This window comes from Pseudonocardia spirodelae (assembly GCF_037727765.1).
Lineage (GTDB): Bacteria > Actinomycetota > Actinomycetes > Mycobacteriales > Pseudonocardiaceae > Pseudonocardia > Pseudonocardia spirodelae.
The window spans coordinates 197,398-212,018 of record NZ_JBBJUP010000004.1 but is presented as its reverse complement, the minus strand read 5'-3'; the positions used below and the strand labels follow the sequence as shown (position 1 = coordinate 212,018).

Below are 14,621 nucleotides of genomic sequence, written 5' to 3'. Positions count from 1 at the left end.
CGCGTCGCCGCGTCGGCGTGGCCACCCCACACGGCCGTACGACCCGAGGGAGACCCATGACCGACGGACCGCGCAGGCCCCGGCGCCGCGGCCCGGTCGCGGTCGAGGAGGAGCGCACGGTCCGGCGGGCGGCCGCGGCGGCATCGGTCGGGAACGTCGCCGAGTGGTACGACTTCGGCCTCTTCTCCTTCCTGGCCGCGGTGGTGCTCAACCGGGTGTTCTTCCCGGAGGCCGGCCAGTGGTCGCTGGTGCTGACGCTCGCGACGTTCGCGGCCGCGTTCGTCGTCCGCCCGCTCGGCGGGTTCGTCCTCGGCCCGCTCGGGGACCGGATCGGCCGCACCCGGGTCCTCGCCTTCACGGTCCTGCTGATGACCGTCGCGACGCTCGCGCTGGGCGTCGTGCCGTCCTACGAGACGGCCGGGATCGCCGCGCCGCTGCTGGTGCTGCTCATCCGGATGCTGCAGGGCTTCTCCGCGGGCGGGGAGTACACCGGCGCGCTCACGCTGGTCGCGGAGTACGCGCCGGACCGCCGGCGCGGGTTCTTCGGCAGCTGGCTGGAGTTCGGCACGATCACCGGCTACACCCTCGGCGCGGGCATCTGCGGGACGCTGGTCGCGGTGCTGCCCGAGGAGGACCTGCTCGCCTGGGGATGGCGGATCCCGTTCCTGCTCGCGCTGCCCCTCGGGATCGCGGGGATCTACCTGCGGATGCGCCTGGAGGACACCCCCGCGTTCCGCCAGCTGATGGAGCGCTCCCCCGCGCTCGCGGCGATGCCCTACCGGCGGGCCATGCAGATCCTGCTCCAGCGCTACCGCACGCCCGCGCTGGTGGCCGCGGCGCTGGTCGTCGCCTGGAACGTCACCCACTACGTGCTGACCAACTACATGCCCACCTACCTGACCGGGACGCTCCCGCGGCACGGCGGGCTCGGCGCGTCCGGGGCGGCGACCGGCGCGATGCTCGTCGCGGTCATGCTCGGCATGCTGTGCGTGATCACCGGGGTGGGGCGGCTCAGCGACCGGGTGGGCCGCAGACCCGTCCTGATGACCGCGAGCCTGGCCCTGGTGGTGGTGGGCCTGCCCGCGGTGTGGCTGATGCGCGACGGCGCGGTGGGGCAGATCGTCGGCCTGGCGATGCTGGGCGCGGTGCTGGTCGGGTTCGCCGCGGTGCTCCCCTCGACGCTGCCCGCCCAGTTCCCGACGATGGTCCGCTACGGCGCCCTGGGCGTGGTGTTCAACCTGTCGGTGTCGCTGTTCGCGGGCACCGCGCCGACGCTGATCGAGACGGCCGTGACGGCGACCGGCAACCTCGACTGGCCCGGGTACGTCCTGATCGCGGCCGGGCTGGTCGGCGTCGTCGGCGTGGTGTTCCTGCCCGAGACCGCGGGCAGCCCGCTGGCCGGCGCCGCCCCGCTGACCTCCAGCGCGGACCTGCCCCCGCCCCCGCTCTCGCCCGACGGCGTACCCCTCGAGCAGCCCTACGACCACACGCGCTGACCCCGTCGCCTGCGACCCCGGCCCGGCACGGCCCTCTTGGCACCATTGATATATCAATCTAACATCGCTGCCGTGACCAGAGCCCGGCGTGGGACGGAGCGACCGTGAGCATCTCCGTGTTCGACATGTTCTCGGTCGGGATCGGTCCGTCCAGCTCGCACACCGTGGGCCCGATGCGGGCCGCGTCCCGGTTCGTCGGGCGCCTGCGGACCTCGGGCGACCTGCCACGGACGGCGTCGGTGCGGGTCGAGCTGTTCGGCTCGCTCGGCGCGACCGGGCACGGCCACGGCAGCGTCAAGGCCGTCGTGCTCGGGCTCGCCGGGCACGAGCCGCACCTCGTCGACCCGGTCGGCGCCGACCCGATGGTCGCCGACGTCCGCGCCGGGCGCCGGATCCGCCTCGGCGGGATCCACGAGATCACCTTCGCCCCCGACGACGACGTGGTGCTGCACCGCGACCGCCGGCTCGACTTCCATTCCAACGGCATGCTGCTGCAGGCCTTCGACGCCGACGGCGCCGTCCTGGACAGGCGCGAGTACTACTCGGTGGGCGGCGGCTTCGTGCTCGACTCCGACGAGGCGCGGCGCCCCGTCCTGGTCGAGGACGCGACCCCGGTCGCCCACCCCTTCACCACCGGCGACGAGCTGCTCGGCCTCACCCGCGCCCACGGGCTGTCGATCTCCGGGGTCATGCTGGCCAACGAGCTGTCCCGGCGCACCGAGGACGTGGTGCGCGGCGAGCTGCTGCACATCTGGTCGGTGATGCAGGAGTGCGTCGAGCGCGGCACCCGCACCGGCGGCACGCTGCCCGGCGGGCTGAAGGTGCGGCGCCGGGCGAAGGCACTGCGCGAGCGGCTGGAGGCCGCGACCGGCGAGCCGGACGCGCTGCACGCGATGGAGTGGGTGACGCTCTACGCACTGGCGGTCAACGAGGAGAACGCGGCGGGCGGGCGCGTCGTCACCGCCCCCACCAACGGCGCCGCCGGGATCGTCCCGGCCGTGCTGCACTACGCCGAGCGCTTCCTGCCCGGCTTCGACGACGACTCCGTCGTCCGGTTCCTGCTCACCGCGGGCGCGGTCGGGCTGCTGTTCAAGGAGAACGCGTCGATCTCCGGCGCCGAGGTCGGCTGCCAGGGCGAGGTCGGGTCGGCCTGCGCGATGGCCGCCGCCGGGCTCGCCGAGATCATGGGCGCCACCCCGGAGCAGGTCGAGAACGCCGCGGAGATCGGCATCGAGCACAATCTCGGCCTGACCTGCGACCCGGTGGGCGGGCTGGTGCAGATCCCGTGCATCGAGCGCAACGCGGTCGCCTCGATCAAGGCCATCACCGCGGCGCGGATGTCGGCGCACGGCGACGGGGTGCACCACGTCTCGCTGGACAAGGCCATCACGACGATGCGGGAGACGGGCGCGGACATGAAGGACAAGTACAAGGAGACCGCCCGCGGTGGTCTCGCGCTGAACATCGTCGAGTGCTGAGCCGTGTTCGCCGACCAGGACGAGCTGGAGCGGTTCCTGCTGTCGCGCCCGGCGACCGGGCGCCGGAACGGCACCGCACCCGACGCGCCCCGGGACCGCACCCGCGAGGTCCTGGCCGGGCTGGGCGATCCGCAGGAGGCCGTGCGGACCGTGCACGTCGCGGGGACCGCGGGCAAGGGGTCGGTGTGCGCGTTCGTCGCGTCGCTGCTGACCCGACACGGGTTCCGGGTGGGCGTGCAGGCCTCGCCGCACGTCTACACCGTCCGCGAGCGCTTCCGCATCGGTGACCTGCCGGTCCGCGCGGACGTGCTCGACGACCGGCTCGCCGCCGTCGCGCGCTCGGTGGCCACGGTCGAGGCGCGCCGGGGCGAGCGCTGCTCGTTCTTCGAGGTCGTGACCGCGCTCGGGTTCGCCGCCGTCGCCGGGCGGGCCGACTACGCCGTCGTTGAGACCGGCATCGGGGGCCGGCTGGATCCGACGAACGTCGTCGCCCGGCCGGACAAGCTGGCCGTGCTCACCGCGATCGGCCTGGACCACGTCGACCTGCTCGGCAGCACGCTCGGCGAGATCGCGACGCAGAAGGCCGGGATCCTGCCGGTCGGCGGCCGCGCGGTGCTGGCCCGCGGCGGCCCCGAGACCGACGCCGCGGTGGCCCGGGAGGCGGCGTTCCGCGACACCCTGCTCGACGTCGTGGACGTCGCCGCCGCGGCCGCGCCGGCCCGGACCGGTCCGGCGGGCACCACGGTGGACCTGGCCGGATGGTCGGACGTGCCGCTGGGCCTGCACGGCAGGCACCAGGCCGGGAACGCGGTGCTGGCGCTGCACGCGGTGTCGGTGATCGCCCGGCGCGACGGCTGGACGCTCGACCCGCTCGCCGTCCGTCAGGGGCTGGCGCTGACCTCGCTGCCGGGGCGGTTCGAGCGGCGCACCGTCGACGGCACCCCGGTGGTCCTCGACGGCGCGCACGACGCGCTGAAGCTGTCCGCGCTGGCCACCACGGTGGCCGAGACCCACCCGGGACGCCCGGTGACCTGGGTGCTGGCGCTGGCCCGGGACAAGGACCTGGGCGAGGCCGTCCGGGCGGTCGCCGGGGCCGCGGCCCGGGTCGTCGCGACCGGGCTGCCGGGCGGGCGGCACGCCTCGCGGCACTGGAGCCCGTCCGAGGTCGCCGCGGCCGCGAGGGCGGCCGGGGTGCCGGCCGTCGCGGTCGCGGACCCCGCCGACGCCGTCGACCACGCCCTGACGACCGGCGGGGGTGACCCCGTCGTGGTGGCCGGGTCGTTCCGGCTGCCCGGCGCGGTCGGGTCGCGGCTGGACCGCGCGGCCGTCCCCGAGGGGCAGCCGGCATGACGATCACCGGGGACGTGTTCGTGGACGTCGACGGCCCGCGGTCGCCGGCCGACCGGACCCAGGTGGCCCTCCCGGAACCGGCCCGGCCGTGGGCCGGCCGGGACCGGGAGCGGGTCAGCCCTGGAAGCGGAACGGGGCGAGCTTCTCGGCGAGGCGGACGGCGTCGCCGCCCTCGCCCGGGGCGTGGTGGAAGCCCTCGGCCTCGGCGAGACCGATGAGCCGGCGCTCGGTGAACAGCCCGCAGACGTAGCGGACGGTGTCCTCGCCGATGTCGGTGACGGCGACGCGCATCTGGTAGATGCCCGGGTAGTGCACCTCGGACAGGTACTGCACCGACAGCGACGACGGGGACAGCCCGTCGAGCGGGCCGCCGGTCGGGTAGCCGAGCACGTCGGAGTGCAGCTCGGCGAGGCCGTCGAGGTACCAGGAGGCCAGCGCGACGTTGTTGACGTGGCGGTTGGTGTCCAGGTCGGTGAAGCGGGTGCGCACGTCCCAGCGGAACGGGTAGTTCTCGCGGACCGCGCGCTCCGCGCCGCGCTCCGGGCGGACCGGGGCCGGGGCGCCGATGCGCAGCGTCGTGAGCGCGCCGCGGACCTCGTCGCCCAGCGGGGCGGGTGCGGTGCCGTCGGTGTGCACCGACGTCGACTCGCCGGTGGCGACGCACTCGTCGCCGGCGAACACGGCGTAGCGGTAGGAGAACGACGTGGTGCCGACGTGGCTGACCCCGACACCGATCCGGTACGACCCGGCGACCCGCAGCGGGGCCAGCACGTCGACGCGGATCGCGGCGAGCAGCAGCCGCACCCGGGACTGCAGGCGGGCGACCAGGTCGGCGCCGAAGGTGTCGCGCTCGACGGCGACGCGGGCGTCCTCGAACCAGCGGACCAGGGCGTCGCGCCCGATGCGGCGGCTCGGGTCGAGGTCGGCGTAGCGGGCCTCGTGCTCGATGAGCACCGGGAAGTCCGCGGGCTCGGGCACCGTCGCGTTCTGCGTGGTGATGGTGGCTGTCACCCCTCCATCGTGACGCTGTGTCGCCGCTCACCGCCGCCCGGCCGCCCGATGTCACACGTGGTGTCCGACGCACCGGCTCCCGTGCGGCACCGGCGCGGCCCGTGGTGCCGGCCGGGCGCCGCCGGGCGGGACCGTCGGGGGTGCTCGGTAGCCTGCTCGCCGTGAAGGACCTCCCCGGCGTGCACGAGTTGCTGGAGGTGGCCGTCTCCTCCGTCGGAGGGTCCCGCCGCGAGGGCCAGGACCGGATGGCCGACGCGGTACGCCGCTCGCTGTCGTCCGGGGAGCACCTGGCCGTGCAGGCGGGCACCGGCACCGGGAAGTCGCTGGCCTACCTCGTGCCCGCGATCCGGCACGCGATCGCCCGCGACACCACCGTCGTCGTCTCGACGGCGACGATCGCGCTGCAGCGCCAGCTCGTGGACCGGGACCTGCCGCGGGTCGCGAAGAGCCTGAAGACGGTGCTGGGCCGCGAGCCCACCTTCGCCATCCTCAAGGGGCGGCGGAACTACCTGTGCATGAACAAGCTGCACGGCGACATGGACGATGATCCGGGCGACGAGCAGCTGTTCGACGCGTTCGCCGTCTCGGCGCTCGGGCGGCAGGTGAAGCGGCTGCACGAGTGGTCCTCGGACACCGAGACCGGGGACCGCGACGAGCTGGTCCCCGGGGTCCCGGACTCCGCGTGGCGCCAGGTGTCGGTGACGGCGCGGGAGTGCCTCGGCGCGAGCCGCTGCCCGGTCGGGGAGGACTGCTTCGCCGAGAAGGCGAAGGCCGAGGCGGGGCGGGCGGACATCGTCGTCACCAACCACGCGCTGCTCGCGATCGACGCGATGGGCGAGGCGCAGGTGCTGCCCGAGCACGACGTGGTGATCGTCGACGAGGCGCACGAGCTCGTCGACCGGGTCACCGGCGCGGCCACCGCGGAGCTGACCGCGGGCACCGTCGCGACCGCGGCCCGGCGCTGCGGCAAGCTCGTCGACCAGGACACCGCCGACCGGCTGGCCGAGTCCGGCGAGGGCCTCGCCGCCGTGCTGGAGGACGTCGCGCCAGGGCGCTGGGAGTCGCTGTCCCCCGCGGCCGCGGGCGCGCTGAACGCGATCCTGTCCGCCGGGGCGGCGTGCCGCCAGGCGATGGGTGCGAACAAGCGCTCCGACGACGCCGACCCCGAGGGCGCGGCCGCCCGCAAGCTCGCCCAGGCCGTGCTCGACGAGGTCGTCGACACCGCGGCACGGCTGCTGGAGACGTTCTCCGAGACCGACCCGGCCCGGCGCCGCGACGTCGTCTGGCTGGGTGAGCAGGGTCCGGACGGCTCCCGTCAGAAGGTGCTGCGGGTCGCGCCGCTGTCGGTCGGCGGGCTGCTGCGCGAGCGGCTGTTCAACACCCGGACCACCGTGCTGACCTCGGCGACGCTGGCCCTGGGCGGGTCGTTCGACGCGCTGGCCCGCCAGTGGGGGCTGCCCGCCTCGGCCCCGTCGCCCCAGGGCGCGACACCGGAGGACACCGGGCACGGCCCCGTGCAGGACCCGGACGCGCCGCGCTGGCAGGGCCTCGACGTCGGCTCGCCGTTCGCGCACGCGAAGTCGGGGATCCTCTACCTCGCCCGGCGGCTGCCCAGCCCCGGCCGCGACGGCCTCGCGCCGGAGACGCTGGAGGAGATCGAGGGACTCGTCCGCGCCGCCGGGGGCCGCACGCTGGGCCTGTTCTCCTCCACCCGGGCGGCGAAGCAGGCCACCGAGGCGCTGCGCGGCACGCTCGACACTCCCCTGCTGTGCCAGGGCGACGACTCGACGATGCTGCTGGTCAAACGGTTCGCCGAGGACCCGGAGACCTCGCTGTTCGGCACGCTGTCGCTGTGGCAGGGCGTCGACGTGCCGGGCCCGTCGCTGTCCTGCGTGATCATCGACCGGATCCCGTTCCCGCGCCCGGACGACCCGCTCGTCGCGGCCCGGCAGAAGGCTACCGACGCGCGCGGCGGGAACGGCTTCCTGTCGGTGTCGGCGACGCACGCGGCGCTCCTGCTCGCCCAGGGCGCCGGACGGCTGCTGCGCGCCACCGACGACCGCGGGGTCGTGGCGATCCTGGACCCGCGGATCGCGACCGCGCGCTACGGCGGGTTCCTGCGGGCCAGCCTGCCGCCGTTCTGGGAGACCACCGACCGGGAGAAGGTCCACGGGGCGCTGCGCCGGCTGCGCGAGGCGTCCTGACGTCCCGCGCTGCGCCGCCGTTGCCGGTTCGTTACGTTGTGCGCAACTGATCACGATCGAGGGAGCGCACCCATGGCGAACTACACCACCGAGGCGACCTCCTCGGGCGGCGGCCGCGACGGCCGCATCCGCACCGACGACGGCTTCATCGACCAGGACCTGAAGATGCCGCCGGAGCTCGGCGGGCCCGGTGGCGGCACCAACCCCGAGCAGCTGTTCGCCGCCGCGTACGCCTCGTGCTTCCACGGGGCGCTGGGTCTCGCCGCCCGCGCCGCGAGGACGGCGCTCCCCGACGGCTCGGAGGTCACCGCGACCATCCAGCTGCAGCCCGACGACGTCAGCTTCCACGTCGCCGCCGACCTCACCGCGCACCTGCCCGGGCTGGAGCAGTCCGCGGCCGACGAGCTGGTCGAGAAGGCGCACACCATGTGCCCCTACTCCAAGGCGACCCGCGGGAACGTCGAGGTCACGCTGACCGCGACGGTCTAGCGGCCGGGCGCGGCGTACCCGGCACGGGGCAGGGCCAGGCAGGTCATCGTGCCCGGGTCCACCTCCGTGAACCCCGCGTCGCGGACGCCGACCACCCCGCCGGTGCCGTCGTCGGCGGCCGGGCACAGCCGCGCCCAGTCCCGGGGGGTCGCGGTCCGCACCGCGCAGACCGGCACCGGGCCCACCGGCCAGCCGGCCGCGGCGGCGAGCAGCATCGTGGCGTGCCCGACCTGGGCGGCGGCCTTGCCCACCGTCATCGGCGCGTACGGGGACAGCAGGACCAGCGGGGCGCCGGGGTCGGGGGCGCCGGGCTCGTCGGCGGGCAGCTCGGTGCCACCGATCTGGAGCCGCGAGACCACCTTCGGCGCCTCGTCGACCGGTCCGGGGAGCAGCGCGCGGGCCTCGGCGTCGCCGACCCGCACCGTCACCCCGGGCAGCTCCTGGACCGCGCGCCAGTGCGCGCCGCGCGCCCGGCGCGCGATCTTGCGGATGCGCCCGTCGACCCAGGGGGCGACGGCGTCGTGCCACTCGCCGCCCGGCTGGGCGCGCGGGTCGGCGCAGACCGCCACCGCCGCCGTCGCGGCCGCCTCCAGCAGCGGCGTGCGGGCCGGCAGCGGGTCGCGCTCGATCCGCAGCACGACGGGCATGGCGCGCACGACGCCGTCGGCCTCCGGGGCGATCTCCCGGCCGCGGGCACCGGCGCCGTAGCGGCCCGCGAGCAGGTCGAGGACCGGCGCCGTCACGCCAGCGGGACCCGGCGGAGCACGCCCTCGGCGGCGTCGGCGGCCTCGACCTCGTGGCGGGTGATGCCCAGGACGAACAGCACGACGTCGAGGTAGGGCACCGACACCGAGGTGTCGGCGATCTCGCGCAACGCCTGCTTGGCGTTGAACGCCACCCCGAGCCCTGCGGTGGAGAGCATGTCGATGTCGTTCGCACCGTCGCCGACGGCGACGGTCTGCTCGAGCGGGATCTCGTGGGCGTCGGCGAAGCGGCGCAGCGCCACCGCCTTCCCGGCCCGGTCGACGACCTCGCCGACGACCCGTCCGGTGAGCAGCCCGTCGGCGATCTCCAGCTGGTTCGCGGCGACGAAGTCCAGCTTCAGCTCACCGGCGAGACCGGCGATGACCTGCGTGAACCCGCCGGAGACGACGCCGCAGCGGTAGCCGAGACGGCGCAGCGTGCGGATCGTCGTGCGGGCACCGGGGGTCAGCTCGATCTCGGCGGCGACCTCGTCGACGACGGAGGCGGGCAGCCCCTTCAGCGCGGCGACGCGGCGGGTGAGGGACTCGGTGAAGTCGAGGTGGCCGGCCATCGCCTCCTCGGTGACCCGCCGGACCTCGGCCTCGGTGTCGGCACCGGCCCGGGCGGCGAGCATCTCGATGACCTCGCCCTGGATCAGGGTCGAGTCGACGTCGAAGACGATCAGCCGCTTGCTCCGCCGGGCCAGCCCGGCACGCGACACCGCGACGTCCACGCCGGCCTGGCGGGCGACCCGCACGAGACGGCGGCGCAGGGTGCCGGGCGGGTAGGCGTCGGCGTCGCCCTCGGGGACCGGGGAGACGAGCAGCTCCAGCCCGGTCACGGGGTAGTCCGCGACCCGGCGGATGGAGTCGATGTTGGCGCCGACCGCGGCGAGCTCCGCGGCGATCGCACCGAACGCGCGCGCCGTGATCGGGCGGCCCAGCACTGTGACGACGTGCGTCGAGGGCGGGCGCGCGTCCTGCCGGCCGTCGCGCTGGATCTCGATGTGGACGGCCATCCCGATCGAGTCCATGGCCGAGCCGACCGAGTCCTGCAGGTCCTCGGGGTCGCCGTCGGGGACGACGAGGGCGCCGAGGGTGAGCCGGCCGTTGACCACGACCTGCTCGAGGTCCAGCAGCTCCACACCGGCCGCGGTCAGCGCGGTGAACAGCACCGAGCTGACACCGGGCCGGTCCGGCCCGGTCACCGTGACGAGCACGGTGGGCCGGGCCGGACCGGGGAGGTCGGTGGGCACTACCGGGACTTGGGGTCGGAGTCGGGCTGCGACTCCTCTCCGACCTTCTGCGCCAGCACCTCGGTCGGGTGGGCCTTGCCGCCGACGTGCGCCTCGGCGCGCGCCTTCTCCACCAGGTGCGGGTAGTGCAGGTCGAACGCGGGGCGCTCGGACCGGATCCGCGGCAGCTCGGTGAAGTTGTGCCGCGGCGGCGGGGACGAGGTCGCCCACTCCAGCGAGTTCCCGAAGCCCCACGGGTCGTCGACGGTGCAGACCCGCCCGAACCGGTAGCTCTTGAACACGTTGTAGAAGAACGGCAGCGTCGAGGCACCGAGGACGAACGCACCGATCGAGGAGATCGTGTTCAGCGTGGTGAACCCGTCGGAGGGCAGGTAGTCCGCGTAGCGCCGCGGGTAGCCCTCGTTGCCCAGCCAGTGCTGCACCAGGAACGTCAGGTGGAACCCGACGAAGGTCAGCCAGAAGTGGATCTTGCCGAGCTTCTCGTCGAGGAACCGGCCGGTCATCTTCGGGAACCAGAAGTAGATCCCGCCGAAGGTCGCGAACACGATCGTGCCGTAGAGCACGTAGTGGAAGTGCGCGACGACGAAGTAGGTGTCCGACACGTGGAAGTCCACCGGCGGCATCGCGAGCAGGATGCCGGTCAGGCCGCCGAAGAGGAACGTGACCAGGAAACCGACCGAGAACAGCATCGGCGTCTCGTAGGTGATCTTGCCCTTCCACAGGGTCCCGATCCAGTTGACGAACTTGACGCCCGTCGGGATCGCGATGAGGAACGTGGTGAAGGCGAAGAACGAGAGCATGATCGCGCCGGTGGCGTACATGTGGTGCGCCCACACCGCGACCGACAGCGCCGCGATGGCGATGGTCGCGAAGACCAGGCCCTTGTAGCCGAAGATCGGCTTGCGGGAGAACACCGGGAAGATCTCGGACACGATGCCGAAGAACGGCAGCGCGACGATGTAGACCTCGGGATGGCCGAAGAACCAGAACAGGTGCTGCCAGAGCACCACCCCGCCGTTGGCCGGGTTGAAGACCTGGGCGCCCAGGTGGCGGTCCGCGGCCAGCGCCAGCAGCGCGGCGGTCAGGATCGGGAACGCGATCAGCACCAGCAGCGCGGTGATGAAGATGTTCCAGGTGAAGATCGGCATCCGGAACATCGTCATGCCCGGGGCGCGCATGCAGACGATGGTCGTCACGAAGTTGACGCCACCGAGGATCGTGCCCAGACCGGAGACGACCAGGCCCATGATCCAGAGGTCACCGCCGGGACCGGGCGAGCGCACCGCGTCCGACAGCGGGGTGTAGGCGAACCAGCCGAAGTCCGCGGCGCCGCCCGGGGTCAGGAAGCCGGAGACGACGATGATCCCGCCGAACAGGTACAGCCAGTAGGAGAACGAGTTGAGCCGCGGGAACGCGACGTCGGGGGCACCGATCTGCAGCGGGACGATGTAGTTCGCGAAACCGAAGACGATCGGCGTCGCGAACAGCAGCAGCATGATCGTGCCGTGCATGGTGAACAGCTGGTTGTACTGCTCGGTCGACAGGAACTGCAGCTCCGGTCGCGCGAGCTCGGCGCGGATCAGCAGCGCCATGACACCGCCGACGGCGAAGAAGCCGAACGACGTCGTCAGGTAGAGGATCGCGATGTCCTTCGGGTCCGTCGTCCTCAACATCTTGAGGAACGTGGATCCCTTGCCCTCACGCCGCGCCGGATACGGGCGCGTCGAGATCGGCTTGGGCTCGACGGCTGTCACCTGGGCCTCCATGCACTTGCCTGACCTGAGCACGTCCTCGCGGACGGGAGGACTGTACTTCCCGACCGGCAAGCGGCGCCCGTCCGGGCCGGGTGATCCACAGGGTGGACACCGGTCCGCCGCACGGCGCTCGCCGATTGTGCTCTACGAAGGGTAGAACCGACACCCCCCGGCCGCTCAACCAGGGCGGCGTTCGCCACGATCACCACGTCGGGGCGGCCGGTGTCACCGGAGCGGTTCGAAGACCTCGGTCCAGACCTCCGGCGCCGTGGCCGGGTTGGGCTGGGCGTCGACGATGTAGAACTCGGTGCCCAGACCCATCGCGAAGACCGGGTCGGGCATGGTCAGCATGAAGTGGTCGGGACCCATCTGGCTGGCGTGCGCGCGCATCGAGGCCCGCTTGGTCTCGGCGTACTCGACGGCCTCGACCCGGTGGGTGATCTCGGACTCGGGCTTGCCGAACGAGCCGTCGTCGGGGATCTCGGGCATCTCCCAGTCCGCGCCGCGCTCGGCCCGCAGCCCGCGCATCCCGCGCATCAGCCAGTCGCGGTTGGTGGTGTTCTGCGCGACGACCGGGACGCCGGCGAGCTCGCCCGCCCGGGCGCCGACGCGGTGGACCTGGATGTGGTCGGGGTGGCCGTAGCCGCCGTTGTCGTCGTAGGTGGTGAGGACGTCGGCCTCCTCCTCCTCGAGGATCAGCGCGAGCCGCTTGGCCGCGTGCTCCACCGGGGCCCGCCAGAAGCAGTAGGGGGCGTCGTTGGTCGCCTCGCCCATCATCCCGGAGTCGACGTAGCCCAGGAACTCCACGCGGGCGACGCCGAGCACGCGCGCCGACTCGTGGCACTCCGCGGAGCGGCGCACCGGCAGCTGCTCCCCCTCGGCGAGCACGCCGGGCACGGGTTCGCCGAGCTCGCCACGGGTGGCGAAGACGAGGACGACGCGGTGGCCGAGCGCCGCGGCCTTGGCGAGCGTGCCCGCGGTGCCGATCGACTCGTCGTCGGGATGGGCATGGAAGCTGACGAGGGTCCCCACGGACCAGAGCGTAGGAGCAGGTCCCGGCCGCTCCGCAGCGGGCCGTCGTCGATCTACAGACCGTTGACGCGCCGTCGGATGTGTGTAGCATCACAGCTCCCCGAACCGGCACAGGAGCCACCCACCATGGCCGATGTCGTCAGCGCTGACAGCAGTCGTCCCACCGCCCGCCCCACCGGCGGCGGCGTGCCCGCCGCACCGCCCCTGCACGCGGGGCCGGAGGGGTTCAACGCCGCCGCGTTCCTCACCCGGGACCGGGTCGGGGCCGGCGACGGCGACCGCACCGCGGTCCGCTTCCCCGGTGGCAGCCTCACCTACGACGGGCTGACCGACCGCGTCCGGCTCGTCGCCGGGGCGCTGCGCCGCGCCGGGGTCCGGCCCGAGCAGCGCGTCCTGCTCGTCATGCCCGACGACGTCGAGCTGTTCACCGCGATCCTCGCGACGCTGTGGGCGGGCGCCGTCGCCGTGCCGTGCTCGACGATGCTGACCGGCCGCGAGCTCGCCGTGCTCGTCCACGACTCCCGGGCGACGACGGTGATCGGCGGCGAGGCGTTCGCGCCGCAGCTCGCCGAGGCCGTCGCCGGCGCCCCGGACGTGGAGCGCGTCGTGCTCACCGGCACGGCCCCGATGACCACCGCGGCCGAGTCGCTCACCTGGGACGCGCTGCTGGCCGGCGCCGAGCCGCTGGCCGACCCGCACCCGACGTGGGCGGAGTCGCAGGCGCTGTGGCTCTACACCTCGGGCACCACCGGCAAGCCCAAGGGCGCCATGCACCGCCACGGCGACATCCGGTTCGTCTGCGACACCTACGGCACGCAGGTGCTCGGCATCCGCCGCGACGACGTGTGCCTGTCGGTCGCGAAGCTCTTCTTCGCCTACGGCATCGGCAACAGCATGTTCTTCCCCCTCGCGGTGGGAGCCTGCGCGGTGCTCGAGCCGTCGCGGCCGAACCCCGAGCTGTACTCGACGCTCGCGGCCGAGCACGGTGCGACGCTGTTCTTCGCCGTCCCCAGCTTCTGGGGCCCGATGATCGCCGCCGACCTGCCGCGCGACCGGTTCGCCACCGTGCGCCGCGGTGCCTCGGCGGGCGAGGCGCTGCCCGCGCGGATGTTCCACGGCGTCCGGGACCGCTACGGCTTCGAGGTCCTCGACGGCATCGGCTCCACCGAGGCGCTGCACATCTTCATCTCCAACCGGCCCGGCGAGGTCGTCCCGGGCAGCTCCGGGTTCCCGGTACCCGGCTACGAGGTCGAGCTGCGCCGCCCCGACGGCAGCGTGATCGAGGGCCCCGGCGAGCAGGGGATGCTCTACGTCGCCGGGGACTCGGTCTGCACCGGCTACTGGTGCCGCACCGAGGTCAACCGGGCCGTGTTCCAGGGTCGCTGGATGCGCACCGGCGACCAGTACGTCCGCGGCGAGGACGGGTCGTGGACCTGCCTGGGCCGCGCCGACGACGTCCTCAAGGTCGGCGGCATCTGGGTCTCCCCCGGCGAGGTCGAGACGCGGCTGCTGGAACACCCCGGGCTCGCGGAGGCGGTCGTCGTCGGGATCCCCGACGACGACGGGCTGGACAAGCCGGTGGCGTTCGTCGTGCCCCGCGACCCGGCCGCGGCGCCGTCGGAGGGCGAGCTCGTCGCGTTCTGCCGTGACGGGCTGGCCGCGTTCAAGCGGCCGCGCGCGGTGATCACCGTCGACGAGCTGCCCAAGACGCCCACCGGGAAGATCCAGCGCTACCGGCTGCGCGCGCACGCCGCCGCGCTGCCGGGGGCCACCGCGGGCCCCGGCGACCCGGAGGCCGTGGTCTGAGG

Annotated in this window: 11 protein-coding genes; 6 read left to right on the top strand and 5 right to left on the bottom strand. The window is 73.9% G+C overall.

Translation table 11 applies throughout. From position 1 onward, the window contains the following. Nucleotides 1-56 precede the first annotated feature (56 nt). The 3 genes from WJX68_RS06640 to WJX68_RS06630 all read left to right on the top strand — a co-directional run bounded on the left by WJX68_RS06640 (nucleotide 57) and on the right by WJX68_RS06630 (nucleotide 4,324). Entirely contained in the window at nucleotides 57-1,496 is a 1,440-nt protein-coding gene (locus WJX68_RS06640) for an MFS transporter (protein ID WP_340287055.1), read from the top strand. A 104-nt stretch (nucleotides 1,497-1,600) separates the two neighbouring features. After that, on the top strand, nucleotides 1,601-2,974 hold the full coding sequence (locus tag WJX68_RS06635; protein WP_340287053.1) for an L-serine ammonia-lyase: 1,374 nt from the start codon (nucleotides 1,601-1,603) through the stop codon (nucleotides 2,972-2,974). 3 nt (nucleotides 2,975-2,977) lie between these two features. Further along, nucleotides 2,978-4,324: a bifunctional folylpolyglutamate synthase/dihydrofolate synthase gene (locus WJX68_RS06630; RefSeq protein WP_340287051.1), complete on the top strand. Its 1,347-nt coding sequence runs from the start codon at nucleotides 2,978-2,980 to the stop codon at nucleotides 4,322-4,324. A gap of 114 nt (nucleotides 4,325-4,438) precedes the next feature. On the opposite strand, the gene WJX68_RS06625 is transcribed toward WJX68_RS06630, so the two are convergent. After that, nucleotides 4,439-5,335: a thioesterase family protein gene (locus tag WJX68_RS06625; RefSeq protein WP_340287049.1), complete on the bottom strand. Its 897-nt coding sequence runs from the start codon at nucleotides 5,333-5,335 to the stop codon at nucleotides 4,439-4,441. Between the two features lie 152 nt (nucleotides 5,336-5,487). Here WJX68_RS06625 and WJX68_RS06620 point away from each other — a divergent pair, with 152 nt between their 5' ends. Together WJX68_RS06620 and WJX68_RS06615 are read left to right on the top strand one after the other, a co-directional pair. Then, nucleotides 5,488-7,539, top strand: coding sequence for an ATP-dependent DNA helicase (locus tag WJX68_RS06620; RefSeq protein WP_479692287.1), 2,052 nt, complete (start codon nucleotides 5,488-5,490; stop codon nucleotides 7,537-7,539). Between the two features lie 72 nt (nucleotides 7,540-7,611). After that, nucleotides 7,612-8,028 carry an Ohr family peroxiredoxin gene (locus WJX68_RS06615; RefSeq protein ID WP_340287047.1) on the top strand — a complete coding sequence of 139 codons (417 nt, stop codon included), beginning with the start codon at nucleotides 7,612-7,614 and terminating at the stop codon, nucleotides 8,026-8,028. Here the strand turns inward: WJX68_RS06615 and WJX68_RS06610 are convergent. The 4 genes from WJX68_RS06610 to WJX68_RS06595 form a co-directional block, all read right to left on the bottom strand. Beyond that, on the bottom strand, nucleotides 8,025-8,771 hold the full coding sequence (locus WJX68_RS06610) for a peptidyl-tRNA hydrolase (RefSeq protein WP_340287044.1): 747 nt from the start codon (nucleotides 8,769-8,771) through the stop codon (nucleotides 8,025-8,027). The two genes, WJX68_RS06615 and WJX68_RS06610, sit on opposite strands and share 4 nt — an antisense overlap. Next, complete coding sequence (gene serB, locus WJX68_RS06605; protein WP_340287042.1) at nucleotides 8,768-10,027, bottom strand: phosphoserine phosphatase SerB; 1,260 nt, start codon at nucleotides 10,025-10,027, stop codon at nucleotides 8,768-8,770. Before serB ends, WJX68_RS06610 begins: the two co-directional genes overlap by 4 nt. Next, nucleotides 10,027-11,781: an aa3-type cytochrome oxidase subunit I gene (ctaD, locus tag WJX68_RS06600; protein ID WP_340287040.1), complete on the bottom strand. Its 1,755-nt coding sequence runs from the start codon at nucleotides 11,779-11,781 to the stop codon at nucleotides 10,027-10,029. The genes serB and ctaD overlap by 1 nt, the downstream gene beginning before the upstream one ends. A gap of 225 nt (nucleotides 11,782-12,006) precedes the next feature. Next, a complete protein-coding gene (locus WJX68_RS06595; RefSeq protein WP_340287038.1) occupies nucleotides 12,007-12,813 on the bottom strand; it encodes a PIG-L family deacetylase in 807 nt (268 codons plus the stop codon). A 204-nt stretch (nucleotides 12,814-13,017) separates the two neighbouring features. Between WJX68_RS06595 and WJX68_RS06590 the strand changes: the two genes are divergently transcribed. Continuing rightward, nucleotides 13,018-14,619, top strand: coding sequence for a benzoate-CoA ligase family protein (locus WJX68_RS06590; RefSeq protein ID WP_422785666.1), 1,602 nt, complete (start codon nucleotides 13,018-13,020; stop codon nucleotides 14,617-14,619). Nucleotides 14,620-14,621 lie beyond the last annotated feature (2 nt).

Bases quoted from the DNA above. Each gene is read 5' to 3' on its own strand.
- WJX68_RS06640 (WP_340287055.1), top strand. From the start codon at position 57: ATGACCGACGGACCGCGCAGGCCCCGGCGCCGCGGCCCGGTCGCGGTC.
- WJX68_RS06615 (WP_340287047.1), top strand. From the start codon at position 7,612: ATGGCGAACTACACCACCGAGGCGACCTCCTCGGGCGGCGGCCGCGAC.